General features: G+C 62.0%; 18 protein-coding genes, 1 tRNA gene and 1 pseudogene. 7 read left to right on the top strand and 13 right to left on the bottom strand.

Going from position 1 to position 26,121, the window contains the following annotated elements; genetic code table 11:
* Positions 1-17: 17 nt before the first annotated feature.
* Positions 18-1,784, bottom strand: a complete 1,767-nt coding sequence (locus tag ACSQ8R_RS01290) for a TRAP transporter large permease (protein ID WP_436255342.1) — start codon at positions 1,782-1,784, stop codon at positions 18-20.
* An 89-nt stretch (positions 1,785-1,873) separates the two neighbouring features.
* Positions 1,874-2,032, bottom strand: a pseudogene (locus ACSQ8R_RS01285) (alkanesulfonate monooxygenase); the annotation flags it as partial.
* Between the two features lie 323 nt (positions 2,033-2,355).
* On the opposite strand from ACSQ8R_RS01285, the gene ACSQ8R_RS01280 reads away from it, so the two are divergent.
* Positions 2,356-4,506: a putative bifunctional diguanylate cyclase/phosphodiesterase gene (locus tag ACSQ8R_RS01280; protein WP_436251716.1), complete on the top strand. Its 2,151-nt coding sequence runs from the start codon at positions 2,356-2,358 to the stop codon at positions 4,504-4,506.
* Positions 4,507-4,512: 6 nt separating this feature from the next.
* Positions 4,513-6,423: a sensor histidine kinase gene (locus ACSQ8R_RS01275; RefSeq protein ID WP_436251715.1), complete on the top strand. Its 1,911-nt coding sequence runs from the start codon at positions 4,513-4,515 to the stop codon at positions 6,421-6,423.
* A gap of 6 nt (positions 6,424-6,429) precedes the next feature.
* Here the strand turns inward: ACSQ8R_RS01275 and ACSQ8R_RS01270 are convergent, their stop codons facing one another.
* From ACSQ8R_RS01270 to ACSQ8R_RS01260, 3 genes are all read right to left on the bottom strand, one after another.
* Positions 6,430-7,206 carry a molybdopterin-binding protein gene (locus tag ACSQ8R_RS01270; RefSeq protein WP_436251714.1) on the bottom strand — a complete coding sequence of 259 codons (777 nt, stop codon included), beginning with the start codon at positions 7,204-7,206 and terminating at the stop codon, positions 6,430-6,432.
* Entirely contained in the window at positions 7,203-8,045 is an 843-nt protein-coding gene (locus ACSQ8R_RS01265; protein WP_436251713.1) for a cytochrome b/b6 domain-containing protein, read from the bottom strand. The genes ACSQ8R_RS01270 and ACSQ8R_RS01265 overlap by 4 nt, the downstream gene beginning before the upstream one ends.
* 95 nt (positions 8,046-8,140) lie before the next feature.
* Positions 8,141-8,404, bottom strand: a complete 264-nt coding sequence (locus tag ACSQ8R_RS01260) for a pentapeptide MXKDX repeat protein (protein ID WP_436251712.1) — start codon at positions 8,402-8,404, stop codon at positions 8,141-8,143.
* A gap of 184 nt (positions 8,405-8,588) precedes the next feature.
* On the opposite strand from ACSQ8R_RS01260, the gene ACSQ8R_RS01255 reads away from it, so the two are divergent.
* Both ACSQ8R_RS01255 and ACSQ8R_RS01250 read left to right on the top strand, forming a co-directional pair.
* Positions 8,589-9,137 carry a sigma-70 family RNA polymerase sigma factor gene (locus tag ACSQ8R_RS01255; protein WP_436251711.1) on the top strand — a complete coding sequence of 183 codons (549 nt, stop codon included), beginning with the start codon at positions 8,589-8,591 and terminating at the stop codon, positions 9,135-9,137.
* Positions 9,134-9,778, top strand: a complete 645-nt coding sequence (locus ACSQ8R_RS01250; RefSeq protein ID WP_436251710.1) for an NrsF family protein — start codon at positions 9,134-9,136, stop codon at positions 9,776-9,778. Before ACSQ8R_RS01255 ends, ACSQ8R_RS01250 begins: the two co-directional genes overlap by 4 nt.
* Before the next feature lie 1,101 nt (positions 9,779-10,879).
* Here ACSQ8R_RS01250 and ACSQ8R_RS01245 read toward each other — a convergent pair.
* Positions 10,880-10,956: transfer RNA gene (locus ACSQ8R_RS01245), tRNA-His, on the bottom strand.
* A 125-nt stretch (positions 10,957-11,081) separates the two neighbouring features.
* Entirely contained in the window at positions 11,082-11,528 is a 447-nt protein-coding gene (locus ACSQ8R_RS01240) for a phasin (protein WP_436251709.1), read from the bottom strand.
* Positions 11,529-11,765: 237 nt separating this feature from the next.
* Here ACSQ8R_RS01240 and ACSQ8R_RS01235 point away from each other — a divergent pair, with 237 nt between their 5' ends.
* Positions 11,766-15,779 carry an ATP-binding protein gene (locus ACSQ8R_RS01235; RefSeq protein WP_436251708.1) on the top strand — a complete coding sequence of 1,338 codons (4,014 nt, stop codon included), beginning with the start codon at positions 11,766-11,768 and terminating at the stop codon, positions 15,777-15,779.
* A gap of 347 nt (positions 15,780-16,126) precedes the next feature.
* On the opposite strand, the gene ACSQ8R_RS01230 is transcribed toward ACSQ8R_RS01235, so the two are convergent.
* Positions 16,127-18,079 carry an acetoacetate--CoA ligase gene (locus tag ACSQ8R_RS01230; RefSeq protein WP_436251707.1) on the bottom strand — a complete coding sequence of 651 codons (1,953 nt, stop codon included), beginning with the start codon at positions 18,077-18,079 and terminating at the stop codon, positions 16,127-16,129.
* Between the two features lie 193 nt (positions 18,080-18,272).
* Here ACSQ8R_RS01230 and ACSQ8R_RS01225 point away from each other — a divergent pair, with 193 nt between their 5' ends.
* Together ACSQ8R_RS01225 and ACSQ8R_RS01220 are read left to right on the top strand one after the other, a co-directional pair.
* Complete coding sequence (locus tag ACSQ8R_RS01225; RefSeq protein WP_436251706.1) at positions 18,273-20,132, top strand: AsmA family protein; 1,860 nt, start codon at positions 18,273-18,275, stop codon at positions 20,130-20,132.
* A 28-nt stretch (positions 20,133-20,160) separates the two neighbouring features.
* On the top strand, positions 20,161-20,409 hold the full coding sequence (locus ACSQ8R_RS01220; protein WP_436251705.1) for a DUF6460 domain-containing protein: 249 nt from the start codon (positions 20,161-20,163) through the stop codon (positions 20,407-20,409).
* Between the two features lie 3 nt (positions 20,410-20,412).
* Here the strand turns inward: ACSQ8R_RS01220 and ACSQ8R_RS01215 are convergent, their stop codons facing one another.
* The 5 genes from ACSQ8R_RS01215 to ACSQ8R_RS01195 form a co-directional block, all read right to left on the bottom strand.
* Entirely contained in the window at positions 20,413-21,231 is an 819-nt protein-coding gene (locus ACSQ8R_RS01215) for an ABC transporter permease (protein ID WP_436251704.1), read from the bottom strand.
* Between the two features lies 1 nt (position 21,232).
* A complete protein-coding gene (locus ACSQ8R_RS01210; protein WP_436251703.1) occupies positions 21,233-22,150 on the bottom strand; it encodes an ABC transporter permease subunit in 918 nt (305 codons plus the stop codon).
* Positions 22,151-22,163: 13 nt separating this feature from the next.
* Positions 22,164-23,321: an ABC transporter ATP-binding protein gene (locus ACSQ8R_RS01205; RefSeq protein ID WP_436251702.1), complete on the bottom strand. Its 1,158-nt coding sequence runs from the start codon at positions 23,319-23,321 to the stop codon at positions 22,164-22,166.
* Between the two features lie 74 nt (positions 23,322-23,395).
* Entirely contained in the window at positions 23,396-24,493 is a 1,098-nt protein-coding gene (locus tag ACSQ8R_RS01200) for a polyamine ABC transporter substrate-binding protein (RefSeq protein WP_436251701.1), read from the bottom strand.
* Positions 24,494-24,615: 122 nt separating this feature from the next.
* Positions 24,616-26,034: a helix-turn-helix domain-containing protein gene (locus ACSQ8R_RS01195; RefSeq protein ID WP_436251700.1), complete on the bottom strand. Its 1,419-nt coding sequence runs from the start codon at positions 26,032-26,034 to the stop codon at positions 24,616-24,618.
* Between the last annotated feature and the right edge of the window lie 87 nt (positions 26,035-26,121).

The raw sequence follows: 26,121 nt of genomic DNA, 5'->3' as shown, positions 1-26,121 counted from the left end.
GGAAATTGTGAGATGAGCTAGAAGATGATCGCCCAGGCGCAAAGGATCGCCAGGGAAACAAGCAGTGCGAGCAGATAAGGCACGACCGCCCTGAACAGCGCGCTCGCGGGAATGCGGGTCACGCCGCTGACCACGAAGACCAGCATGCCGAGCGGCGGGGTCAGGCCGTGGATCATCAGGTTGACGACGATGATGACGCCGAAATGGATCGGATCGATGCCGACGGCGACGGCGGCCGGCAGCAGGATCGGGCCGAACAGCAGGATCGCCGCGCCAATATCGAGGACCAGTCCGACGACCAGAAGGATGACGTTGGAGAGAATGATGACCGAAAGCGCGCTCCCGCCGAGCATTGTCACGAAATCCGAGACGAGGCCGGAGACGTTGTCGACCGCAAGCAGGAAGGCGAAAGGTCCGGCGGTGCCGATCAGCAAACCGATCGCAGCGGACTCCGTCGCCGCCTGCCGGAACGAAGCAAGCAGGGAACCGGCTCCGACCCTGCCCCAGACGGCGAGGATGATCGTGTAGAGCGCAGCGAGAGCCGCGGCCTCGGTCGTGGTGACGATGCCGATGCGGATGCCGACCACGACAATGATGCCGAGGCCGAAGGCGGGGATGGCGGAAATGGCCGCCTGCCATCGCTCACGCCCCGAAGCGCGCGGCAAGGCCACCTGCCCGCGGACCGACAGGTGGATGGCGAAGGCCAGGCAGATTGCCATCAAGCCGCCGGCGAAGAAACCGCCCACGAGCAACGAACCGACCGACAGATTGGTGGCAGTCGCCAGGATCAGGAAGGCGATTGACGGCGGGATGACGTTGTCGAGCACCGAGGTGGCGGCGATGATCGCGCCTGCCTGGGCCGGCGGATAACCGTGTTTCACGAGTTCCGGCTGGAAGGTCGAGGCGCCGAAGGCGGCGTTGGCGACCGACGAACCGGAGGCCCCGGAAAACAGCACGCTGGTCAAGAGCGTCGTCTGCGCCAGCCCCGCCCGGCGGTGGCCGACCATGGAAGCTGCGAACCGGACGAGCTGTCTGGCGACGCCTGACGACGTCAGCAGCCCCCCGGCCAGCAGGAAGAAGGGAATGGCGAGCAACAGGAATTTCGACATGCCCGTCACCGTCGAGGAAACGATCGCCGGTTCCGGCAGGCTGCTGCCGAAGGCTATCGCCACATAGGCGGCGGCCAGGAAGGCATGAGCCAAGGGTGCCGCCAGCACGAGGCCGAGCGCGGCTGCCAACCCCAGGAACAGGCTCGGCGGCAATTCGCTGTCGATGAAGATTTCCGGGATGCCTAAATAGAGCGCGGTACCGAGGCCGAGCGATGTCAGCACCGGCAGCGCCCTGCCCCCGGCTACTCTTTCCAGGAGGAGCACAGTGAGGATCAGCACGCCGCCGACGCCCAGGAAACCGAAACGGATCCACTCCGGAACTCCCAATGTCGGCGAAATGCCCCCGAGCATGGCCATGATTTCGGAACCGCCGAAGAGCAGGATCATGGCCGCCAGCACGGTGAACACGTCGGCCAGAACCTGGGTCGCCGGCAGCAGCCGGGCGGGAAGCAGACGCACGAAGGCGTCGAGCCGCATGGCCAGCGCACTGTTGAAGCTGAGGGGCGCGCCGATCGAGATCAGCGCCACATGCAGCCAGATGCCGAAATCTTCGGCGCCGACAAAGCCCGTATTGAAGAAATAGCGCAGGCAGACACTGACCAGCACGACCGTCAGCAAGGCGGCGAGGATGAGCGCTGCAATGAAGCCGAGTGCGGTCTCGATCCCCTTCAGCAGCCGTGCCGCAAGGCTATCGCCCCGGACTGCCGTCTGCTCGAGAAAATCGGGTGGGCTGGCTTCCACAGGCTCTTACCTTTGCCGGAGAATCAGGCGGTCTGGACCGTCGAAAGATCACGATCGAAGAGTATCGACCAGGTGAAATGACGCGCTGCCGACACCTCGCGTGAGATATCGAGACGCGGCACTCCCTTTTCGCCGAAGCGACACGCTTCCTCAAGCCGCGGCAGGCGCGAAAGGGTAAAAGTTTTCGACGCCCGGCTCTGCCCGATCGCTGGTCGCGGGGGTTTGAGAGGTTCCGCCTTCTACCGCCGGCCGCCGTTCACACCCCCAACGGGCCGCAATCCACAGTTACGACCAAAATCTCGCTCCCGGCGCATCTTTTTGCGAGACATGCTTGGTTTTGAATGGATAATGGATTCGCGGAAATGCAGGGGGATCCCTTGCGCGGCAATCGGGGGATGTGTCCGTGGGCGATACCGAACAAGACAGGAAATCTCAGGATCTCTTCGAATTTCAACCGGAGGCCGCCGCCCGAACAGGGACTTCGCCCGACCAATTCCACGAGGAGATGACCGATTTCACCATCTTGAGCGTCGATGACGACGAGATGTTTCAGAACTCCCTCAGACTGTCGCTTTCGGGCTTTACCTATCGCGGCGTCGCCCCGCGGATCCTGATCGCCGGTTCCGCCAACGAAGCGGCCAAGCTTCTGCTCGAAACGCCTTCGATCGCGGTCCTCCTGCTCGATGTCGTGATGGAAACGGACGATGCAGGGCTCAGACTGGTTCGCACGATCCGCGAAGTTCTCGGCAACTCGCAGCTGCGTATCGTGCTGCTCACGGGGCAACCCGGAATGGCGCCGATGCAGTCGTCGCTCGAGACCTATGATATCGCCGATTATTGGCTGAAGACCGACCTCACCAATGAGAGGCTTCATAGCATTCTCACCGCAAACCTGAGGACCTTCGAGCAGATCGACGTGCTGAACCGCGCGCGCCGGGGTCTCCAGAGCATTGTCGAGGCGAGCAACAGCCTGGCGAGATCCTCGGGATTTGAGGATTTCTCCAGACGGATGATCCACGAACTGGCGGCGCTTCTCGGCGTCGGCGAGGACGGAATCGTCTGCGTTCGCGGGCGTGACCGCGAACAGCCGCCGAAGATCATCGGGTCGGCGGGGCGGTTCGCCTCCGTCCTCAACCAGACCCTCGATACCATCAATGACGAATCCATCCGCGACCTGATCCAGCGCGCGCTGGATGGGCAGGCGACTATCGAGACGGCGACGGCGCAGGTTCTGTTTTTCCCGGGCCAGGCGGTCGCACCTGCTGCGGCGGCCTACATCGCGACAAACAGGCGGATCGACGATACGGAGCGGGAACTGCTGCGGGTCTTCGCGACCAATATCGGTACAGGCCTGATCAACGTGGCGCTGACCAGCCAGCTCGACCGCATCGCCTACGAAGACGGCCTGCTCGAGATTGCCAATGGCAATGCGCTGAAGCGCGGCGTACAGGCCGCACTCGATGTTCCCCCGCCCCGCAGGCGAAAAGTCCTGTTCATCGAACTCAACCAGTATGCCAGAAGCTGCGTTTCTCTTGGTGTCGAACAGGGCGATCGCCTGCTGCGCGCCTTCGTGAAGCGCCTGGCAGCAGCCTTTCCGCCGCCCTGCATGATCGCCCGCCTGCACGAAGACATCTTTGCCGTGCTCGGGCCGGAGTATCTGGTGCGGATCGAATATGTAAACCGCCTCGAAGCGGGAGCCCACTCCTCCGAAGCCCTGTTTTTCGGCGCGGAGGCGGCCTCTCTCGATCTCAATCATTTCACCTCGGCTCAAACCGTCATCGCGACCGGGCTTCTGCTCCTGAAGAGGGCCGGACTGAAGGGGACAAGCGGGCAACTCGTCGAATACGATCCCAATGTCGAAGAGGAAACGCGCCGCCGCTTCGCTCTTTCGCAGCAGCTTTACAAGGCGGTTCTCAACCGGGAAATCAGTGTCGCGTTCCAGCCACAGATCGACCTGACCGACAATCGGATCGTCGGCGCAGAGATCCTGGCGCGCTGGACCCGTCCGGACGGATCGATCATCTTACCAGCGGATTTCATTCCCCTGGCAGAGGCGAACGGGCTGATCGTGCCCCTGGGCCAGCAGATCCTCGAACAGGCCTGCGGCGCTCTCCGCTCCATCGACGAGGCGGGGTTTCCAACGGTCACCCTCGCCGTCAATGTCTCGCCGGTGCAGCTCGGCCGACAGGAATTTATCGACGAACTGATCGCGACTACGCGCCGCTATGGCCTGTCGCCGGACCGGCTGGAGCTCGAAATCACCGAGACGGTCGCCATGGAAGAGCACCAGAACGCAAACGATGTGCTCTCCATTCTCAGGAGAGAAGGTTATGCGATCGCGATCGATGATTTCGGCACCGGCTATTCTTCGTTGACCAAGCTGCGATCGTTCGAGGCCGCCACGCTCAAGATCGACAGGTCCTTCATTGCCGGACTTGGAGGCGCCAGCCAGAACGGGATTATCGTCGAGATGATCATTCGGCTGGGCGAGCGCATGAACATGCGTGTGCTCGCCGAGGGTGTCGAGACCGAGCAGCAGGCGGAATGGCTGCGGTCGAGAGGATGCACTCTGGCGCAAGGCTATCTCTACGCCCCGCCGGAATCCTTCGGGCAATTTCTCGCAAGGCTGCGAAGATCGCAGGCCGAGACTGCGTAACAGCCGATGATCCCAACGCCTGCAACCCGTTTCTTTCTGACTCTCCGTGCCGCCTGGCGCCATCGCAGGCGGCTTGCCATCTTTGTCGTCCCCTGGGTCATCGGACTTGGCCTCGGCGTTCCATTACTCTGGCATCAGATCGGCGTGAATGCCCGGGAACCTCAGATCCGCAACAGGGAGGAGACCCTGTCGCAAGCCTATGACATTCTCGGCCGGGGCCTGGACCGGCTCGGTCGCGACGCCCTGTTCCTTGCGGACCTGCAATCGCGCTTCAGCGAGACGGCAAATCCGCTCGCTCCTTTAAGCGTCGAGATATTCCAGAGTTTCGCCGCCAGCTCGCCGGATTACGATCAGGTACGGTGGCTGGATACGGATGGCAACGAACGACTGCGCGTCAACCATCGCAGCGGCGGCGAACCCGTCGTCGTTGCCGAGGACCAGTTGCAGAACAAGGCGGATCGGCCCTACTTTCGCGACACGGCCACGCTACCGCTGCATGGTCTTTATTTCTCCAGTCTCGATCTCAATATCGAAAACGGCGTGGTCGAGATACCGCATCTGCCGACATTGCGTGTTGCCAGCCCTGTTTTCCGCAATGGGATCAAGCAGGGCATCATCGTCATCAACTATCGCAGCACCCGATTGCTCGAACGCCTGAAGCGGCTCGACACGAGCGTCGATCTCTATGTGATGAACCAGGCGGGATACTGGATCCAGGGACCCGACGCGAACGCCAACTGGGCGTGGCAGCTCGGGGTAGCAACGCCCGACGCGGATCGAACGGAGAGGCTGCGGGAGGTGAGCAAGGGAGGCAGGGGGGGATTCCACAACAGCGAAGGAGATTGGAGCTACCGTCGCTTCGACCCTGGCGCGGGCTTGCTGACAACTGGCGAGGTCGGGGAAATGCGTGCCCCGGATGCCAGCCTCTATCTGCTTGCCCGGGACGCGGCTGGTGCCGTCAATAGCCAGGAAACACGGGGAAAACTCATTCTCGGCATGGTGGCGGCCATCCTGGCCGTGGTGGCGCTCGCGGTAACGGGCCGCCTGGCCAACGGCATGGAGGCCGAGTCGGAATGGGCTCGGCAAATGGAGGAAACCAACCGAACGCTGCGCGAGACCAACGAAAAACTGAGCGTAGCGCAACGGGAACTCGCACGGGCCGAACGGCTGTCGTCATTGGGCCTGATGGTTGCCGGGGTCGCCCATGAGATGAACACGCCGCTTGGAAGTGCCGCACTTGTGCTCAGCAAGGCGGCGAAGGATCTCAGGCTTTTCAAGGAAAGGCTCGCAGCAGGGCTGCGCCGCTCCGATCTCGACCGTTATGTCGAAGACAGCGATGCCAGCCTCGATCTGGTGCGCGACGCGATCCACCGGTGCACTGCACTGGTTCAACGCTTCAAACAGGTTGCAGTCGACCGCGCGACGCTGGAGCGGCGGGATATCGATCTCGCCGCATTCATTCCCGATGCCGATCCGCGCCTGCGCAAATGGGACGCCAGCGCCGGTATCAGCCTGACGCTGAACGTGCCTGGCGACCTGGCGATCACGACCTATCCGGGACCGTTTGCGCAGGTCTTGTCGAACCTCCTCAACAATTCGCTGCTGCACGCCTTCGACGCGGGCAAACCCGGCATGATCACCGTCGATGTCCGGAGACTGGCGGATCAGGTCCTCATCGAATTCACCGACGATGGTCGCGGGATAAACGAAACGGACATTCAGAAGATATTCGAACCCTTCTTTTCCACGGCCCGTCATAGCGGCGGTACCGGTCTTGGGCTGCATATCGTCCACCAGATCGTCACCGAGGTTCTCGGCGGATCGATCTCCGTCGAAAGCCCGCCAGCAGGTAAGGTCCGCGGCACCCGATTCATCATCAGGCTTCCGAGAATTGCTCCGGCACAGGCGGGAACCTGAGCCTCTTCAGATCCCGGCGTACCATTCGTAGCCGCGATCCTCCCAGAAGCCACCGCTGCCGCCATAGAGACGGCCGAGATCGGCCACGGCCTCGATGCGGGTCAGGTATTTCGCCTGCTTGTAGCCGAGCTGCCGCTCGACACGCAGCCTGAGCGGTGCGCCATGCGCGACTTCGAGGTCGCTACCGTTCATCGTGTGGGCGAGGATGGTCTGCGGATGGAAGGCATCCACCAGATCGACGCTCTCGTAGTACCAGCCGGTGCCGTCCAACGTCTTTTCGTATTCGTCGGCGCAATGAAAGACGATGTAGCGGGCCTCCGGCTTGAGGCCGGCGGTCTTGAGCAGAGCGCCGAGCGGCACGCCGGTCCATTTGCCGATCGCGCTCCAGCCCTCGACGCAGTCGTGCCGGGTGATCTGGGTGCGGGCCGGCAGGGCCTTCAGTTCGGCAAGCGACAGCCGCATCGGCTTGTCGACGAGACCGCCGATTTCCAACGTCCACGTCGAGAACTGCCGGTTCATCCAGTCGAGATATTGCGGATTGTCCGGCATGCTGGTGCCATTGGCGCGGAAGACCGGGGAGAGATCCGCCTCCGTGAACTCGCGCGCCAGCGCGTCGTCGCCGAGCAGGAAGCGCTGGGTCTTCATCGAAAAACCCTCGGCGATCTTGAGGACGGATTTCGTCCGGTCGCTTTCGACGAGCGCGTCGCAGCCGCTCAAACCGAGCGCCGAAGCGGCCATGGTCGTGCCGATCAGAAAGCGGCGGCGGGTGAGGATGCTGCTCATTGCTTGTCCTCCTGTTCGATGGCGTACCAGCCGGTGATCATCGAACGCAGATTGTTGAAGAGGCCCGACAGGATCACCATCGCGACATGGACCACCACGAAGGCAGTGAGCGAAAAGGCAGTCAGGAAATGGAGGGTGCGGGCCGACTGGCGACCGCCGAACACGTCGAGCAGCCAGGGCGCCACGGCGTTGAAGCCGGGCGACATGGTGAGCCCTGTCAGGATCATCAGCGGCAGCAGCAGGAAGATCACCGCAACATAGGTAAGTTTCTGCAGCGTGTTGTAGTGCCGCGCCTCCGGCCCTTTCGGGAACCGCAGCCGGGCGTGGTTGACGATCTCGTGGCCGATATGGGCGGGTGTCAGCTCATTTCCGGTCGGCAGAAGATCGCGGCGGAAGTGACGGCTCAGCAGCCCATAGGCGAGATAGATGAAGCCGTTGATGACGAACAGCCAAGCAAAGAAGAAGTGCCAGCGCCGGCCGCTTGCGAGGTCCTGATAGCTCGGGAGCGTCAACCAGTCGGGGAAACCTCGCGCGGTCGCCTGGCCATCGACGTCGGACACGCCGAGAAACCCGGTCGTGTTGAAGGTGAGCGGGCCGATATGCGTCAGGCCCTTCGCCCTGTCGCCATCCTCGACCGCCTCCGTGGAAATGAAAGAGGGATCGTTATCCGCACCATATTGGCCCCAGTAGAGCGCCGGATGGGCATTGAAGATCTGCAGGCCGCTGAAAAGCAGCACGGTCATGCAGAATACATTCACCCAGTGCGACAGGCGCACCAGCAGGCTGTGGCGGTATATGACCGTCCGGCCGGTCGCAGCGCCGGCATCGATCGTGGCCATGGTATTTCCTCCGAGTACAGGACGTGGACTTCGGCAGAGAGACGCGGCCGCCGGACATAAAGTTTCAGCGGCCGCGGTCGGATCATTTCATGGCGTCACTTCATCGCGTCGCAGGCCTTCATCATTTCCGACTTCTTCATCGAGTCCTTCTCCATGCCGGCCTTGTGCATGCAGTCGGTCTTGGTGCTGCCCGTCGCCATCGAATCCTTCTTCATAGAGTCCGGCTTCATGGTGTCGGTTTTCATCGAGTCCTTCTTCATCGTATCGGTGCCGGTGCTGCTCTGGGCATGAGCGGCACCGGCAAGCGACAGGCCGACGACGAGAGTGCAGGCTGCGAAGGTGGAAAGAAGCTTGGTCATGAGATATCCTCCTGGGATCAACCGATGTGTCCGCCGGCTGTCTGCCGAGGCTCACAGCCATCAATTCGACCCGCGCAGAAAGTCGTTACAGCGTCACGGTTATGTGATAGGCCGGAAGCATCCCGATTATTTTCCATTCCGGATGTAACCGTTTATGTGCTTCTCCGAATAATCATTGAACAGCATGACGAGCCCCCATTCGGAAGAAGCCCTGAAGGCCCTGATGCTTCTGTCTCTTGACGGGGACGAGGCCGCCTATCGGCGTTTGCTCAACGCGGTGCGCGTCCTGCTTGTCGGATATTACGGCCGCCGAATGGCTGCCGCGACGAAAGCGGACATGGAAGACCTCGTCCAGGAGACATTGCTGGCGCTGCATTCCCGCCGGGAAACCTACGATCGCGAGCGGCCGTTCACCGCATGGTTCTTCTCGATCGCCCGCTACAAGCTGATCGACCACCATCGCGGCCGCGGTAGCCGGATGATGGCGGAAACGGAGCTCGGCGAGGATTTCGAGAGCGACTACAACGAGGAAGGCCTGACGGCGCGGATGGATGTCGAGCGCCTTCTGAACGGCCTGCCGGCGAAACAGCGGGAATTGATACGCTGGGTGAAGATCGAGGGCCAGTCGGTGGCGGACACGGCAAGCCGGACCGGCCAATCGGAATCGGCCGTCAAGGTCAGCATTCACAGGGGGCTTAAGGCACTGGCGGAGAAATTGCGAGGCGGAAAGTGAGAACGACGGACGACATCATCGACAGCCTGGTTGGGGAACTGAAGCCGGTGCCGCGCCATGCGCTGGCGCGCCGGTTCGCGACTGGCGTCCTGCCGGGGCTCGCTGTGTCGCTGGTGCTGATGCTGGCAATCCTCGGCTTGCGCTTCGACGTGGCCGAAGCTCTGATGTTGCCGGTGTTCTGGATCAAGTCCGCCTATAACGCCCTGCTGGCGATCGCCGCATTCCTCGCCGCCTATCGCCTGGCGCGGCCCGATGGCTCCAAGGGGCGGTTCTTCCAGTTCGCGGCGGCGATCGTCGCGATCATGGCCGTGGTTGGGGCGAGCCAGCTGATGATGTCGCCGGTAGAGACCTATCGCACCTTGATCATTGGATCGTCCGCACTGCATTGCCCGCTATTGATATTCCTCCTGGCGCTTCCGGTGTTTGCCGGGAATATCTGGGTGCTTCGCCACGGCGCGCCGACCGATCTGAGGCTCACCGGCTTCATCGCGGGCATCGCGGCGGGCGCTGCCAGTGCATGGGTCTATTCCTGGTTCTGCACGGAGAACGGCATGCCCTTCGTGCTTATCTGGTATTCGCTCGGCATCCTCACGACCGGGGGCCTCGGCTCGGTGCTGGGACCGCGCCTGCTGCGCTGGTAAGGCACTATTGCCGCAAGAGAACACTCCCCACCTTCAGTAGCTAAAGAGGCTGCCGGCTGACCGCCTCAGGGCTTGAGTTTGACTATCATTCGTTCAGCATCAACTTAAAGGCGAATACCATGGCTATGGAGTGAAACAACCTTGCTACATTGGACCCAGCAAAGGATCTGGCCTGTGATTTCGGCCGTTGGGACGATTATTGCCGTGTTCGGGAACGCGTCTGGCGTATTGGATCTAGGGGCTTGGGCAAACTGGCTTCTAAGCCATTGGTATCATTACAACCAAATAGTCTGGGCCGTGGCTCTTGGCTGGACAGGCATAGTGATCACACCGCTCCTGGCTTCATTCCTAGCGTCACTCGTGTTCTTCTCGACACTTATGCTGTCAACCTACGCTCGAACTACGAAGGAGATAGTCGATTCGGAATTTGTCGCCTGCGACCTCGATATCTGGTATCGCTATTATCCAATCTTGGCTTTGCTAATGCTCTTCCCGCCGTTTGGAATATGGTATTATCTGAATAACGGCAGAAAACGGAAGTTTTCACATCGCATAAAATGGAAAAAAAGAAGCGGCTTTACCGCCATGTGCTTAACCGCACTCGTCGTAGCTTGCATTTTTTTACCTAACCTAGACGAGATTCGCGCAATCACTCCCATGTCGAGTGGGTTTGGCGGCTTAGTGCGAGTTACCATATATGGCTACGCATTTGTGTTTGGAGCCATGCTCCGCTTCGTTTCGTCAACTATGCTCGCGCGCCGGCTCTGGACCATTGTTTTCGGCGTCGTACTGCTGATTGCTCTAAGTTACGTGTCAACGTTTGGTATTTCGCTGAAGCCACCAGTTGCTTAACCTCACATTGAGGGACGGCTTCCATGCTGGCGGCACTGTTCCCTAAGGCATTAGCTTTGCGTGGATCAAGTCCAGCGGACCGGAAATGGGCATTACCCCTTCATCGTACGATCAGCTTGGGGGGCACCGCGCATATAACGCTGCTTGCCGCAGCTCTGATCCAGACGCCAGAGGGAAAAAATTCATCTTAGACGGAAGGGACGTCAACAAAAGCAAATGCGATGCATTTTGCATCGCAAGAAATTTGAATGGTACGGTTGGGGGGTCTCGAACCTCCGACCTCAGGTGCCACAAACCTGCGCTCTAACCAACTGAGCTACAACCGCACAAGCGCCCTTGGGCGCCGTTGGGGGGTCACATACGGTGATCGGACTTTTTTTGCAAGTCCTTTCCCGCAAATAGAAGAGGCCGGAGCGTGCTCCGGCCTTCTCCTTCAAATCAAGCTTAGGAATTAGGCAGCCTTGAAGGTCGTCATGACCTTTTCAGCAGCTTCCTTGCCCGGCTTCGTCACGTCTTCGACGATCTTGCGGGCGGTGTCCTGCATGGACTTGGCCTGCTCAACCGTGATTTCAGCCTGCTTGCGGATGAAGCCAGTCTGCAGCTCGATCAGTTCGGCAAAGGACTTCACGCCGAGCAGCGATTCCATATGGGTCAGCGAGACCTCAGCATTGGTTCGCAGCGCGTCGATCGCCTTGAGGCCGAGTTCGACAGAGCCTGCCTGGGCCGACTGCATTGTGGATTCAACCGTCTTGGTGGCTTCCTCGGCGGCGGATTTCATCTTAGCATACGCTTCGCGAGACTGGGTGGCACCCTTTTCGGCGAAGTCGCGGAAGCCTTCGGTCATCTTGGACGGATCGAAAGCGGAGAAGGAAAAGATATCGTCGGTCTTGTATGCCATCGTTTCAGGTCCTCGTTGGCGATTTCTTCGGCAGAACCGAAGATGTCATGCCTCTTATATAGACCATCTCGTTGTGCATTGCAATATCATTGTGCGCTGCACAATAAAATCATTCCCGGAATTAACCCTATCGGAGGTTTGGACAGCGCCGCTCTCGACCCGAAGGCAGGGGAAGGTTATTAACAATCCGTTAAACTACGTAGAAATCCGGTCACAAACGCCCTGTAGGTTTTGCCTATGTCCGCAGTCCAATACCCGTTCATCGACATTGCCGTGCATGAGCGCGTCCGCGATCGTTTCGCGGCAGGCGAGGCGATCGTGCTGTTTTCTCCGGACATGCAAAGCCCGCTCTGGGCGAACGGGCGCGGCGCCGATCTCTTCGGTTTCGGCTCCATCTACGATTTCCTCGACCAGGGTCCCAACCGCGTCGATATCGCCTTCCGCCAGATCGAAGCGGCTGCGCGCCAGCTCGACGAAGTCGGCGACATCCGCCACCTGACGATCCGGGTCGCCTCCGGTTTCCAGCGCATTCCGGTGCAGGCGATCTGCGAGCTTGTCCAGGTTCAGGGCGAAACCGCCGTGCTGTTCAGCGCGCCGGTGGAACGGGGCAGGCTCGCGCCTTCAGCCTCCGCGGCCCGGATGATCGAAGGCTTCGACGATCCCGATACGCATATGGCGGTGATCGACGAAAACGGTGAGGTGCTCGCCGCTTCGGCCGAGTTCCCCACGCTCGGCGTTTCCACGCAGACCGCCAAGATGATGGCGACCATGGCGGGCGCCGATCCGAGCCGCCTCGTAAAGCGCCCTATCCCGACCTCCAAGGGCTACCTGCCGGCTGCAATCGGCAAGCTCTCCGATGAACCTGCCCTGCATCTCATGTTCACGGTCGAGACGGAGCAGGGGCGCGCCGCCGTCGCCAACGGCTACGAACCGCGCGATGAGGCCCCGACGACCGCCGAGAGCGGCGAGGAAACCATGGAAGCCGCTGCGAGCGAGGATACCGAGGACTTCACGGTGGAGGCCGTCCCGGTCGACAGTTTTGCCGAGGTGATCGCCGCTGTATCCGAAATCGAGGATACGGAAGAGCCGGAAGAAGAAATTTCGCTTGAAGCCGGTGGGGATGCCGCGCCGGCTCAGTCCGCTGCCTTCGAGGAGCCGACGGAAGAGGCCGCGCCTGAAAATGCCGTGTCGGCCGCAGACGTCGAGGCCCCTTCCTCCGCTAATGCGATAGAGGCGGCCAAGGAGCTGGTTTCCGAAGCCGCGATAGAGGCAACACCCGCGGCCCAGCCGGAGACAGTGGAGATGGCGCCTGCGATCGAGCCTGCAGCGGTCGAAATCGACGCGCCGGAACCGGCCGGTTTCGTTTTCCGCCGTGACGGACGCGCGACCCGCTTCGTCTGGAAGATCGACGCCGAAGGACGGTTCCGAGAAGTTTCGAGCGAATTTGCCGATGCGGTCGGTCCACACGCCGCCGATATCAACGGCATGGCCTTTACCGATCTCGCCGCCCTCTTCCATCTCGACCCCGAGGGCAAGATCACCGAGCTGCTCAACAAGCGCGATACCTGGTCCGGCAAGACGATCTGGTGGCCGATCGAGGGCACGTCGCTGATCGTACCGGTCGATCTCGCCGCGCTGCCGACCTACACCCGCACCCGGGAGTTCGACGGTTTTCGCGGCTTCGGAATCGTGCGCATCGGCGATGCGGCGGAGGATCCGAACGCCGTCGGCCTGACGCTCACCCGCGCCGTGCCGGAGGATGTCGTCGAACCGGAAGCGGAGATGATTTCGGAAGGCCACGAGATGCCCGTCGATGCGCCGGGACCGGCAGCAGAAGACAATCTGTCCGTTTGGCAGGACGAAATTGCCGATACGCCGGCGGAAATCGCCGGGATAGAGGAACACGCCGTTGAAATCGGCACCGTCGAAGATACGGTCGTTGAGGTTCCCGCAAGCGACGAAACGATTGCAGATGCCGTTGCAACGGACGAACCGGCAACATCCGAAGAGCCGGAAGTTGCTGAAGATGCCGAGCAGCTCGCTGTCGCCGAAGACATTTCCGCGGACGCCGCACCTTTCGAAGACATGCCATCCGAAGAACCGTCGTCCCAGCCGCTCGCGCAGGACGAGCCGAAACCTTCCATGTCCGGCCGTCAGATTCCTTCGCTGCTCGACTGGCCGGCCGGAGAACGCCCGGCGCTTCGCGTCGTCGAAAATGCCGGCCGCCGCCATTCGGACAAGGTCATCCAGCTCGAGGAGCGCCGCTCCAACCGCCGCGACGGGCTGACCCCCGTCGAACAGGCGGCTTTCCGCGAAATCGCCCGCCAGCTCGACAATTTCGTCGGCCGCCGCAACGCAGAAAAGGCGCCCGAGACCTCGGCCGAAACGGCAACGCCTGTAATCGAACGGAATGAGCCGACCGTGACCGAGCCGATCGAGGCCGGGCATGAGACGGCGAGCGAGAATTTTGACATCGTCGTTTCGGAAGACACGCGCGAGGCTCCGATGGAAGTTGTGTCGGAGACGGAAACCCCTCCCGAAGAGGATGCCGTTTCCGAGTCGGAACAGATTTCGGAGGAAGAGGCGATCGCATTCGCTGAAGATGCGAACGAGGCTTTTTCCGACGCGCCGATCGAGCCCGCCCAGGACAAGGAAGCCGCTGCGGGGGTTTTGGCCGACCCGCATCCGGAGCTTTCCGACCGCGAGCTGTTGAGCCAGATGATCCCGGTTCGCGAGCGTATCGGTCTTTCCGCGGAGATCGTCGATCAGATGCCGGTGGCGCTTCTCGTCCATAGCGGCGACCTCCTGATCTACGGCAATCCCGAATTCCTGCGGCTCACCGGCTATGCCTCGATCGGCGAACTGGCGGAAGTCGGCGGCCTCGATGCGCTGCTGCAGCGCCAGGATCTCGAAGGCAAGACAGCGGAAGCCGGCGGCATGGTCGTGGTGCGCGCCGACGATGTGCTGGTGCCGGTGACCGCGCGCCTGCAGTCCGTGCGCTGGGACAATTCGACTGTTCTCATGCTGGCGCTGATGCCGGTCGTGGCCGAGTCTCAGGGCTCCACCGGGGATGGCGAAGCGGCGGAGGTCATTCCGCTGCGGGCGCCCCGCGCCGCCGACCAGCTCGCCAAGCTGCAGGTCGAGGTAACCGAACTGCGTGCCATCCTGGAAACGGCCACCGATGGCGTGGTGATCATCGGCGCGGATGGCGACATCCGCTCCCTGAACCGGGCGGCGAGTGCGCTCTTCAACTATGACAACGAAGAGATCAACGGCAAGCCTTTCGTCACGCTGTTCGCCCACGAGAGCCAGCGGGCGATCCTCGATTATCTCGCCGGACTTGCCGGCCATGGCGTGGCGAGCGTTCTGAACGACGGCCGCGAAGTGATCGGCCGCGAAGCTTCCGGCGGCTTTCTGCCGCTGTTCATGACGATCGGCAAACTGACCTCCTCGAACGGCTATTGTGCCGTCATCCGCGACATCACCCAGTGGAAGCGTACCGAAGACGAGCTGCGCACCGCCAAGCGCGCGGCCGAAACGGCGAACGCCCACAAGAGCGAGTTCCTCGCCCATGTGAGCCACGAAATCCGCACGCCGCTCAACGCGATCATCGGCTTTGCCGACATGATGGCGAGCGAACGTTTCGGCCAGATCGGTCATGCGCGCTATGTGGAATATGCCAATGACATCAGCCGCTCCGGCAGGCATGTGCTCGATATCGTCAACGACCTCCTCGACATTTCCAAGATCGAGGCCGGCGAGATGGAACTCGATTTCGTCGCCGTCGGCCTGAACGAGGCGGTGTCGGAGGCGGTCTCGCTGGTGCAGCCGCAGGCAAACGGCCAGCGGGTGATCATCCGCACGGCCCTGTCGCATGCCGTGCCCCAGGTGGTCGCCGATCCCCGCTCGATCAAGCAGATCGTGTTGAACATCCTGTCGAACGCCATCCGTTTCACGCCTTCAGGCGGTCAGATCGTCGTGTCCACCGCTTACGAGACCAACGGAAACGTTGTCCTTCGCGTCCGCGATACCGGCATCGGCATGACCCGCTCGGAGCTGGAGCTTGCCATGAAGCCGTTCCGCCAGGTTGCGAGCGCCTCCCGCAAGCGCGGCGACGGCACCGGCCTCGGCCTGCCGCTGACCAAGGCGATGGTCGACGCAAACCGCGCCGCCTTCGCGATCACGTCCGCACCGAACGAAGGCACGCTGGTGGAAATCACCTTCCCTTCGCCGCGGGTGCTGGCGAACTGATCCCGGAAAGCCGGTTTCGGCATCCTCACCGGTTGGCCGGTGATAGCTTCAAGGTCTCAACGTCGCCATGGTTGTGACGACGCGTTGCGCATTCTTAGGTTGTATACGGTGTTAAAAGAAAGGCAGCCGAAGCTGCCTTTGAAGTTTAATGCTGTCCAACGAGGGTCGGTGGAGACGTCATGTCTATGAAAGCTCGCGGCTAGGCGTATTTCATACACGAGACGAAACCATGTTGCTCCACTTTTGATCAAAGCGGCTTAATAGCCCGTTAACAGCGTCCCATTTCCGGAATTTATGCTGGAGATGTGCCGCCGCGATACATCTCGCCTCCTCGGAATGCCAGCCGTTCAGCTTTTCAACTCGACAAGACCGTCGAACAGGTCGAGCGCTTCCGGATTGGCGAGCGCCTCCTTGTTCTTGACGGCACGGCCATGCACGACGTCGCGAACCGCCAGTTCGACGATCTTGCCGGACTTGGTGCGCGGGATATCGGCGACCTGGATGACCTTTGCCGGCACGTGGCGCGGCGAAGCGCCGGTGCGGATGCGGGCCTTGATCGCCTTGGTAAGATCTTCGGTCAGCGTCAAGCCGCCGGTGAGGCGCACGAACAGGATGACGCGGACGTCGTCGTCCCAGTCCTGGCCGATGCAGATGGCTTCCGCGACCTCCTCCATCTGCTCCACCTGATTGTAGATCTCGGCGGTACCGATCCGCACGCCGCCCGGATTGAGGGTGGCGTCGGAACGGCCATGGATGACGATGCCGTCATGCTCTGTCCATTCCGCGAAGTCACCGTGGCACCAGACATTGTCGAAACGCTCGAAATATGCGGCGCGGTATTTCTGCCCTTCGGGATCGTTCCAGAACATGATCGGCATGGACGGAAACGCCTTCGAGCAGACGAGCTCGCCCTTTTCACCGCGTACCGGCTTGCCGTCGTCGTTCCAGACATCGACGGCCAAGCCCAGGCCGGGGCCCTGGATCTCACCGCGCCAGACCGCCTTCAGCGGGTTGCCGAGCACGAAACAGGAGACGATGTCCGTACCGCCGGAGATCGAAGCGAGATGCACGTCGCTCTTGATGCCCTCGTAGACGAAGGAGAAGCCCTCCGGCGACAGCGGAGAGCCGGTCGAGGTCATCAGCCGCAGCGCCGAGAGATCGTGGCTCTCCTTCGGCACGATGCCGCCCTTGCGGACAGCGTCGATGTATTTCGCCGAGGTGCCGAATACCGCAAACTGCTCGGCTTGCGCATAGTCGAACAGGACATTGCCGTCCGGCGCGAAGGGCGACCCGTCGAACAGGCAGAGCGTGGCGCCGACGGCGAGGCCCGAGATCAGCCAATTCCACATCATCCAGCCGCAGGTGGTGAAATAGAACAGCTTTTCGCCAGGCTGGAGGCTGCAATGGAAGCGATGTTCCTTGAGGTGCTGCAGCAGCGTGCCGCCGGCCGAATGGACGATGCATTTCGGTACGCCGGTCGTGCCGGACGAGAAGAGGATATAAAGCGGATGGGAGAACGGCAGCGCTTCGAACTCGATCGCCCTCGCCTCGTAAGGTGCCGTGAAATCGGCAAGCGTACGGCCATCGGCAAGCGACGCGGCAAGCCCCGGGGCATCGCCCGCATAGGGTACCACCAGAACCGGCGTGTTCAGCACCTCCGAGACTGTCTTCACCTTGGCGGAGACATCCTGGAGCTTGCCGTTGTACCAATAACCGTCGCAGGTGATGAACAGTTTCGGGGCGATCTGGCCGAAACGATCGAGCACGCCCTGCTCGCCGAAATCAGGGGAGCAGGAGGACCAGATCGCGCCGATCGAGGCCGCGGCCAGCATGCAGGCGACCGTCTCCGGCATGTTCGGCATCATCGCAGCGACGCGGTCGCCCTTCTGGATACCCAGCGCCGTGAAGGCCTGCTGCAGGCGTGAGACCTCGGCGCGGAGCTTATCCCAGGACCAGCGATAGCTCACCTTGTCCTCGCCGCGGAAGATCAGCGCGTCACCGGCTCCCGTTCCGGCGAGCAGGTTTTCAGCGAAATTCAGCGTCGCATCGGGGAAAAAGCGGGCGGCGAGCATATCGTCGCCGTTGATCAGCGCGTGTTTGCCGCGCTCGCCCTTGACGCCGCAGAAATCCCAGACCGCCGACCAGAATTCGCCGCGCTCGACGATCGACCAGGCGTAGAACGCATCGTAGTCGGGAAAGCTTTTGCCAGAGCGCTCCCCGCACCAGCCGATGAAATGATAAAGCGGGGTTTTCTGCTGCGCTTCCTTCGAAGGACTCCACAGCGGCTGCTCGTTGCCCATTCCCATTCCTCCACCCCCGGGAGAACCCTGCCCGTCATCGGAAACCAGGGTCCCGTCCTATCTCCATCCGCGCCCGGCTCGCAGGGCCGGACGTGTCGGCCTGTATAGCATGTTGCACCGCGTGATAAAGAGGACAGCCGGCAGGTTGCATGGATTTGCGCGGGGCTGGCATTTCCTATATGCGCGTGGGATCATGCTCACCAATCCGATCGGAAATCTGCGGAAGAACCTGGGCCGCCCGCTGGGCCGGCGGTCGCGCCGCGTTCTGGTCGGCGCTATCGTCGTCCTCTGCCTGTTCGCGCTTTTCCAGCTTATCGCACCGTTCCTCATTTCATCGGCCGTCGTGCGCGAAAGCATGGAGCGGGCGGTCGCCGAATGGACCGGCCATGACGTGGAGATCGAGGGAACCCCCGATATCCGCTTCTGGCCCGAGCCTCGGATCACGCTCAGAGACATCACCATCCGCAAGCAGGCGGAAGACGGCGAGCGCGTGCTCGGCCGGGTCTCGCGGCTTTCGGCCTCCTTCGATCTGACGCGGGCCCTGGTCGGCCGACCTGAGTTCAAGGACTTTCGGCTCACGGATCCGGAAATCTACGTCATCAGGGAGACCGACGGCAGGCTTGACTGGACGAATGACGGGCTGCTCAGCCGCGCAGTGCGCGACGCGCGGCCTGACGGCAGCGGCCAGGCGCTGACGGCGGATAACGACGCGCGCATGGGCGATGTCCGTATCGCCAACGGAACACTCGAAATCTCGGACGTCGCCAGCGGCCGCGTCACACGGTTCCAGTCGATCAACGGCACGCTCGACTGGCCGTGGCTTTCCCGCGGCCTGGAGCTGAAGGCGGATGCCGCGCTCAACGGCCGGGCGCTGACGCTGGACATAAGTTCGACGCAGCCGCTGCTGCTGCTGTCGGGCAAAAGCGGCGATATCTCGGGCACGATGGCGTCCACCCTCTTTCATGGCCAGTTCCGAGGCGTCGCCGACCTTGCGGCGAATGCCTTTCTGTCCGGCGATGCCGAACTGACGGTTCCCGACCTTGCGGCGGCGATGAGTTGGGCCGGCCTGAAATTTTCCGGCACGGAACGCGTGAAAAGCTTCTCCTTGACGACCCACATCGTTACCAACGACAACGTCCTGCGCTTCGATAACCTCTCCCTCAGCCTCAATGACGCCAAGGCGACCGGCATACTCGATCTGCTGCTGCCCGCCGGCAAACCGCCGAGGCTTACCGGGACGCTCGCCTTCGACCAGATGGATTTTTCCGCGGCACTTGCCGCCATTGCGCCACGCGCCATGGGAGACGCCAGCCGGAGCGATGGCCGGCTCGACGAACTGGAACTCGACCTGCGACTTTCCGCCCAGCAGGCGACGCTTGGACCGCTCCAGCTTTCGGAGGCCGCCGTGAGCGTGATGAACACCGGCGAGCAATCCCGTATCGACATTGCCGACAGCGATTTCGAGACGGGCCGGCTGACCGGCCGGCTCGCTACCGTGAAAGGTGGCGTGGCCGGGGCAGTCGCGCTGCGCCTTGCCGTCCAGGACGCCGATTTCGGCAATATCGTCAAGGAACTCGGCCTCGCCGGGCCACTTCCGGCGGCACGCGGATCGTTGGACCTGGCGCTCGACGTCGACCGACCGCTGGAGCCGGAGGCCTGGCGCAATGCCAGGGGTACCTTGCGCTTCCGTGCGGACCGCGGTTCGCTTTCAGGCGTCAATATTGCCGGCGTGCGGCAGCTCGCGGCGCAAAGACCCTACTTTCCCCTGAGCGATGCCGGCACCGGCAGCCTGGAATTCGACCATATCGACATATCCGCCGATCTTGCGGACGGATCGGCGGATATTCGCGAGGGAAAGATAACCACCGCCGCAGAGACGCTGACGCTTTCGGGCGTCATTCCCTATATCAACAACAGCCTCGCGCTCTCGGCAACCGTCGAACCGATCCCGCAGGGTGCCAATGCCGCGCCGCTGACGGTCTTTATCGGCGGTTCCTGGCCCGACCCCGTCATCTGGCCTGTTTCGCAAACTCCGGCGAAACCCCTACAATGAGCCGAATCAACCGGATGGGGGTAATCTGGTGGCGCGATTCCTGATCAACCTTTGCAAGGCGCTGCTCGCCTGCCTCATCATGGGCGCGGTCCTGAGCTTCTTCGGCATAACCATACCGGCGCTGCTGGCGCTCCTGCACCTGACGCCGGACGATATCCGGGTCGGGCTCGAAAACGCCTATGTCTGGTCAGTGCCGCGCATCGTGCTCGGGGCCGTCATCGTGCTGCCGGCCTGGCTGCTCATCTACATCTTCCTGCCGCCGCGCGGAGGCGAATGAGCCTCAACTCGTACCACGGGCTGCGACGTGCTCGTCGCGGATACGCCGCAGTTCAGCCTGCTTGGTGGTGATCGAGGTGATGATGACGCCGATGGTGACAAGCCCGATCAGAATGGTGCAGATCGCGTTGATTTCGGGCGTGACGCCCAGGCGAACCTGGCTGTAGATCTTGATCGGCAGCGTGGTGGCGCCGGGGCCTGTGGTGAAGCTCGCGATCACCAGATCGTCCAGCGACAGCGTGAAGGCCAGCATCCAGCCGGCGATGACGGCGGGAAAGATCAGCGGCAGGGTGATCTTGAAGAAGGTCCTGACCGGCGGGCAGCCGAGGTCGAGTGCCGCCTCCTCCAGGCTCCGGTCGAAGGTCAGCAGCCGCGACTGCACGACGATCGCCACATAGCACATCGTGAAGGTCGTATGCGCGATGATGACGGTCCAGAAGCCGCGATCGACGCCGACTGCGACGAACAACAGCAGCATCGACAGGCCGGTGATCACTTCCGGCATGACGAGCGGTGCATAGATCATCCCGGAAAACAGCATTCGGCCGGGAAAACGCGTGAAGCGCACGAGGGAGAGGGCTGCGAGCGTACCGAGCACGGTACCGATCGTGGCGCTGATGACGCCGACGCGTGCCGTTATCCAGGCGGCGTCCATGAGACCCTGGTTCGACCACATCGTGCGATACCATTGCAGCGAAAAGCCGCCCCAGACCGTGACGAGCTTGGAGGCATTGAACGAATAGATCACCAGGATGATGATCGGGATGTAGAGGAAGGCGAAACCGAGCGTCAGGACGGTGGCGTCGAAGCGGGATGATCTCATCTCAAGCCACCTTCTTCTGCTGGTTCTGGAAGATCATGATCGGCACGACCAGCAGGATCAGCAGGATGACCGCCACGGCCGATGCCAGCGGCCAGTCGCGGTTGCCGAAAAATTCCGTCCACAACGTCTTGCCGATCATCAGCGTGTCGGCACCGCCGAGCAGGTCGGGGATGACGAACTCGCCGGTGATCGGGATGAAGCAGATCATCGAACCGGCGATCACGCCCGGCAGCGACAGCGGGAAGGTGATCTTCCAGAACGCCTTCCAGGGGGGGCAGCCAAGATCGCTGGCGGCCTCCAGCAGCGTATTGTCCATCTTTTCCAGGGCCGAATAGAGCGGCAGGACCATGAACGGAAGGTAGGAGTAGACGATGCCGATGAAGACGGCATAGTCGGTGCGGAAGACCTGCACCTGATCGTCGGCGCCGAAGAGCCCGATCGACTGGAACAGCAGCGTCAGCAGGCCGTCGGGCTTCAGGATGCCGATCCAGGCGTAGACGCGGATCAGGAAGGACGTCCAGAACGGCAGGATGACCAGCATGACCAGCGTCGGCCGCAGGGTCGTCGGGGCGCGGGCCATGGCAAGCGCCATGGGATAACCGATCGCCAGCAGCAGGAAGGTGGAGATCACCGCGATGCGCAGCGAAGAGAGATAGGCTTCGATGTAGAGCGGGTCGTCGGTCAGGAAGAGATAGTTGTCGAGGTCCAGTTCGGAGACGAAATCGCCCAAGGCGCCGAACCCTTCAAAGAGCGGCGTATAGGGCGGCATGGCAATCGCCGTCTCGGACAGCGAGATCTTGAAGATGATCAGGAAGGGAGCGACGAAGAACAGCAGCAGCCAGAGGTAAGGCACCGCGACCACCAGCCAGCGGGCCGGGCTGGGTCTGTTGGCGGGGTGGGTTTCGGAAACGCTTGCCATCTCCTTGCCCCCCTCAACGCGTCAACACGAGGCCGGCGTCGAGCGGCCAGGTGAGCCAGACCATGTCGCCGAAGGTGATCGGCCTGTCGACGAGGCGGGAAACGTTGGCTTGCGCCGCGCGCACCACCCGGCCATCCGCGAGCCTCACCAGGAAAACCGAAAAGTCGCCCAGATAGCCGATGTCCCAGACCTCGCCGTAGACCGCATTGGCCGAAGTGTCGACCGGCTGGTCGAGCGAGATGCGGACCTTTTCCGGACGCACGGCAAAGGCGACCTTGTCACCTGCGACCGCCTGGCATTCCTGCTCGACCGATACCGCGATGCCGTCGCAATCGATCCTGACCATGCCCGGCGCGCCGAGTGCGCTGCCGGTCGAAGCGACCGTGCCTTCGAGAATATTGATGTCGCCGATGAAATCCGCGACGTAGCGGCTGTTCGGCGCCTCGTAGATCTCGGCCGGCGTCGCCACCTGCATGATCAGGCCCCTGTCCATGACCGCGATACGATCGGACACGGTCATCGCCTCTTCCTGGTCGTGGGTGACGATCAGGAATGTCAGGCCGAGCTTGGTCTGGAGGTCCATCAACTCGAACTGCGTCTCTTCGCGCAGCTTCTTGTCGAGCGCGCCGAGCGGTTCGTCGAGCAGCAGCACCTTGGGGCGCTTGGCCAGAGAACGGGCGAGTGCGACGCGCTGGCGCTGGCCACCGGACAGCTGGTTCGGCTTGCGTTTGGCGAACTGCTCCAGCTTGACGAGCTTCAGCATTTCCTCGACACGGGTAGCGATCTCGCCCTTCGGAAGATTGTCCTGCTCCAACCCGAAGGCGATGTTCTTTTCCACCGTCATATGGGGGAAGAGCGCGTAGGACTGGAACATCATGTTGGTCGGCCGGCGGTAGGGCGGCACGCCGGAAATATCCTTGCCCTGCAGCAGGATGCGGCCTTCCGTCGGCTCCTCGAAACCGGCGAGCATGCGCATCAGCGTCGTCTTGCCGCAACCGGACGGCCCGAGCAGCGAAAAGAATTCCCGCTCGTAGATATCGAGCGTCAGGTTATCGACGGCGGTGAAGGTGCCGAACCGTTTGGTGATGTTTTCGAAACGAATGAACGGAACCGCCGACGGGTCGGTCCAGGGAGAAAATTTACGCTTAACCGGCCCAAGAGATTTCGCCATGCCCTTACCCCGTTTCGCCCGATAGCTGCCCCAAAAGTATTCGGGGCAGACGTTTCCGCCTGCCCCGCCCTTGATCAGCTACCGGTCTTGATCTGCGTCCAGACCCGGTTCAGGACCCGCTGCTCGCGCGGTCCGTATGGCGAAATGGTGAAGAGTTTCTTGACCACGTCCTCCGGCGGATAGACGGAAGGATTTTCCAGGACTTCCTTGTCGATGAACTTCTGCGAAGCCAGGTTGCCGTTGGCGTATTGGACGAAGTTCGAGGCCTTGGCGATGACTTCCGGCTTCATCAGGTAGTTGATGAAGGCATGCGCTTCGTCGACATGCTTCGCGTCCGCGGGGATCGCGAGGTTGTCGAACCACATATACGTGCCTTCCTTGGGAATGATGAATTCGATGTTGACGCCGTTCTTGGCTTCCTCGGCGCGGGTCTTGGCCTGCAGCACGTCGCCCGACCAGCCGATCGTGATGCAGCTGTCGCCATTGGCAAGTTCATCGATATAGGCAGACGAATTGAAGGTCTTCACCGACTTGCGAATTTTCGCGTAGACGGCGCCGCCGGCTTCCAGGTCCTTGGTGTCCTTGCTGTCAGGGTTTTTGCCGAGATAGTTGAGCGCGATCGCGAAGGTCTCGTCGGATGCGTCGAGGATGTTGATGCCGCAGGATTTCAGCTTGGCGGCGTTTTCCGGCTTGAAGAGAACATTCCAGCTGTCGATCGGCACGTCGCCGAGCGCCGCCTTCACCTTGTCGACGTTATAACCGATGCCGGTCGTACCCCACATGTAGTTGACGGCATATTGATTGCCGGGATCGTATTTCGCCAGACGCTCGGAAACCACCGGCCACACGTTGGAGAGATTCGGAAGCTTCGACTTGTCGAGCTTCTGGAAAACCTTGGCCTGGATCTGGCGGGCGAGGAACGGGCCGGTCGGCACGACGACGTCATAACCGGAACCGCCGGCCAGAAGCTTGGTCTCCAGCATCTCGTTGCTGTCGAACACGTCGTAGATGACCTTGATGCCCGTCTCCTTGGTGAAATCCGCCAGGATCGTCTCATCGATATAGTCCGACCAGTTGTAGACGCGGACTTCGCGCTCCTGGGCCAGGGCAGCCGTCGCGGCGAAGGCCGTCGCGGCAACTGCGGCGGCAAGGCTGAGCAAATGACTTTTCATGATCTCTCCTGTTCCAGTTTTTTCTGCGCAATCATCAAACCACGCCTAATTCCCTTATATTTTCCGTGAGAGTAAAAAGTAATCTTACACCCTACAAGGGGGAATGTGCGCCGCCGCAAAACTCATTGGAAATCGAAGGCGCTGAGACCGGTCACCATCTCGTCTAGACCGAGCGGTCTAGTCACCGGCGGCTCGGCGCGGGAGAGGCAACCCTGCCTTTCGCAGAGCCGGCAGGCGGTGCCGGCAAGCACGGTTCCCGCCGCCCCCGGCAGCATCTCGCCATAAACGATGTCTCCCGCGCTCGACAGATCGCAGCCGAGAAGGACCGCGGTGCGACGGACCCGCTCGCCGAAACCCGCCTGGGGGCCTTCGAGCGTCCTCGACAACGTCAGGAACGTCCCGCCATCCGGCATCTCGACGCGATCGACGAGAACCTGGCCTGGCTGGAGGAAGGCCGCATGGATCCCGAGCTTCGGACAGAGCCCGCCGAAACGGGCCTGGGGAAAGCCTTGCGCGCCGGCGCGGCGGATGGCGTTGCCGGCGTGGTCGAGCTCCATCAGGAAAAACGGAATACCGGGCGCGCCGGGGCGGGTGAGCGAGGTCAGGCGGTTGGCGGCCTGTTCGAAGGACACGTCGAAGCGGGAGCGCAGCACGTCGAGATCGTAGCGGGCGCGCTGGGCCGCCAAAAGGAAAGCGCCATAGGGCATCATCAGCGCATGGGCGGCATAACGGGCAAGCTCGAAACGACCGATGCGCCGCGCCTCGTTGGTGGAGAGGTTGAGGTCATCGAGTTCGGCGGCGATCTCCTGGCCCAGCGCCAGCAGCGCCACTTCCATGGCGAGCTCGCGGGTCCGGTCGAAGGGCGACAGCCGTTCCGACAGAAACAGCCGCATGGAATGACGGTCGTAACGCCGGCGCAGGTTCGGCATTGCGTGGACGGGCAGCGTGCGCACCACGATGCCATGCTCGTTCTTCGCCCACGCCTTCAAGGCGCCCGGCAGTTCGTCGCCGGTCCCGAGCCGGGCCGCGAAGGTTTCGGCGGCATCCTCGATGCGCGCGAAAAAGTTGGGGCGGCGCTCCAGCGTCTCGCGCACCTCGTCGATCGGCAGGCGCGTGCCGGCAATCGAGGTCTCGTGCCCCTCACGGGCCAGGAGGTCGGCGAGATCGGAAAGCCGGGCCGCCTGTTCGCGATAGGCGCGATAGAGCTTCATCAACCCGAGCGCCGCATTGGGAGCAGCCTCCGCCACCTCGATGATTTCCTGGTCACCGGGGATTTCACCCGCCAGCAGCGGATCGGCGAACACTTCTCGCAGCCGCCCCGCAAGACCACCGCCCTCGCCTTGCAGCGCATCGAGATCGACCTTGTAGACGGAGGCGAGCTTCAAGAGGAGCTGGACGGTGAGCGGCCGCTGGTTACGCTCGATGAGGTTGAGGTAGGAAGGCGAAATGCCGAGCGCTTCGGCCATGGCCGTCTGGGTGAGTCCAAGCCCCAATCGCACCCGCCGCACACGCGGACCGGCAAAAATCTTTCGTTCCGCCATTTGTCACCGTTTTTACAAAATCGACAGGCCCGCCGCTTTTACTATTGTGACATATTCACAGAAGCCTTTGTGAAAGACAAGACATAA

Origin of the sequence: Neorhizobium sp. LjRoot104 (genome assembly GCF_964253725.1) — a bacterium.
Classification (GTDB): domain Bacteria; phylum Pseudomonadota; class Alphaproteobacteria; order Rhizobiales; family Rhizobiaceae; genus Neorhizobium.
The sequence above is the reverse complement of the archived record's forward strand: the minus strand, read 5'-3'. Positions and strand labels throughout refer to the sequence as shown.

Bases quoted from the DNA above. Each gene is read 5' to 3' on its own strand.
- ACSQ8R_RS01240 (WP_436251709.1), bottom strand. From the start codon at position 11,528: ATGGCATACAAGACCGACGATATCTTTTCCTTCTCCGCTTTCGATCCG.
- ACSQ8R_RS01265 (WP_436251713.1), bottom strand. From the start codon at position 8,045: ATGGCCACGATCGATGCCGGCGCTGCGACCGGCCGGACGGTCATATAC.
- ACSQ8R_RS01210 (WP_436251703.1), bottom strand. From the start codon at position 22,150: ATGGCAAGCGTTTCCGAAACCCACCCCGCCAACAGACCCAGCCCGGCC.
- ACSQ8R_RS01225 (WP_436251706.1), top strand. From the start codon at position 18,273: ATGCTCACCAATCCGATCGGAAATCTGCGGAAGAACCTGGGCCGCCCG.
- ACSQ8R_RS01205 (WP_436251702.1), bottom strand. From the start codon at position 23,321: ATGGCGAAATCTCTTGGGCCGGTTAAGCGTAAATTTTCTCCCTGGACC.
- ACSQ8R_RS01280 (WP_436251716.1), top strand. From the start codon at position 2,356: ATGACCGATTTCACCATCTTGAGCGTCGATGACGACGAGATGTTTCAG.
- ACSQ8R_RS01235 (WP_436251708.1), top strand. From the start codon at position 11,766: ATGTCCGCAGTCCAATACCCGTTCATCGACATTGCCGTGCATGAGCGC.
- ACSQ8R_RS01215 (WP_436251704.1), bottom strand. From the start codon at position 21,231: ATGAGATCATCCCGCTTCGACGCCACCGTCCTGACGCTCGGTTTCGCC.
- ACSQ8R_RS01200 (WP_436251701.1), bottom strand. From the start codon at position 24,493: ATGAAAAGTCATTTGCTCAGCCTTGCCGCCGCAGTTGCCGCGACGGCC.
- ACSQ8R_RS01195 (WP_436251700.1), bottom strand. From the start codon at position 26,034: ATGGCGGAACGAAAGATTTTTGCCGGTCCGCGTGTGCGGCGGGTGCGA.
- ACSQ8R_RS01275 (WP_436251715.1), top strand. From the start codon at position 4,513: ATGATCCCAACGCCTGCAACCCGTTTCTTTCTGACTCTCCGTGCCGCC.
- ACSQ8R_RS01230 (WP_436251707.1), bottom strand. From the start codon at position 18,079: ATGGGCAACGAGCAGCCGCTGTGGAGTCCTTCGAAGGAAGCGCAGCAG.
- ACSQ8R_RS01255 (WP_436251711.1), top strand. From the start codon at position 8,589: ATGACGAGCCCCCATTCGGAAGAAGCCCTGAAGGCCCTGATGCTTCTG.
- ACSQ8R_RS01270 (WP_436251714.1), bottom strand. From the start codon at position 7,206: ATGAGCAGCATCCTCACCCGCCGCCGCTTTCTGATCGGCACGACCATG.
- ACSQ8R_RS01260 (WP_436251712.1), bottom strand. From the start codon at position 8,404: ATGACCAAGCTTCTTTCCACCTTCGCAGCCTGCACTCTCGTCGTCGGC.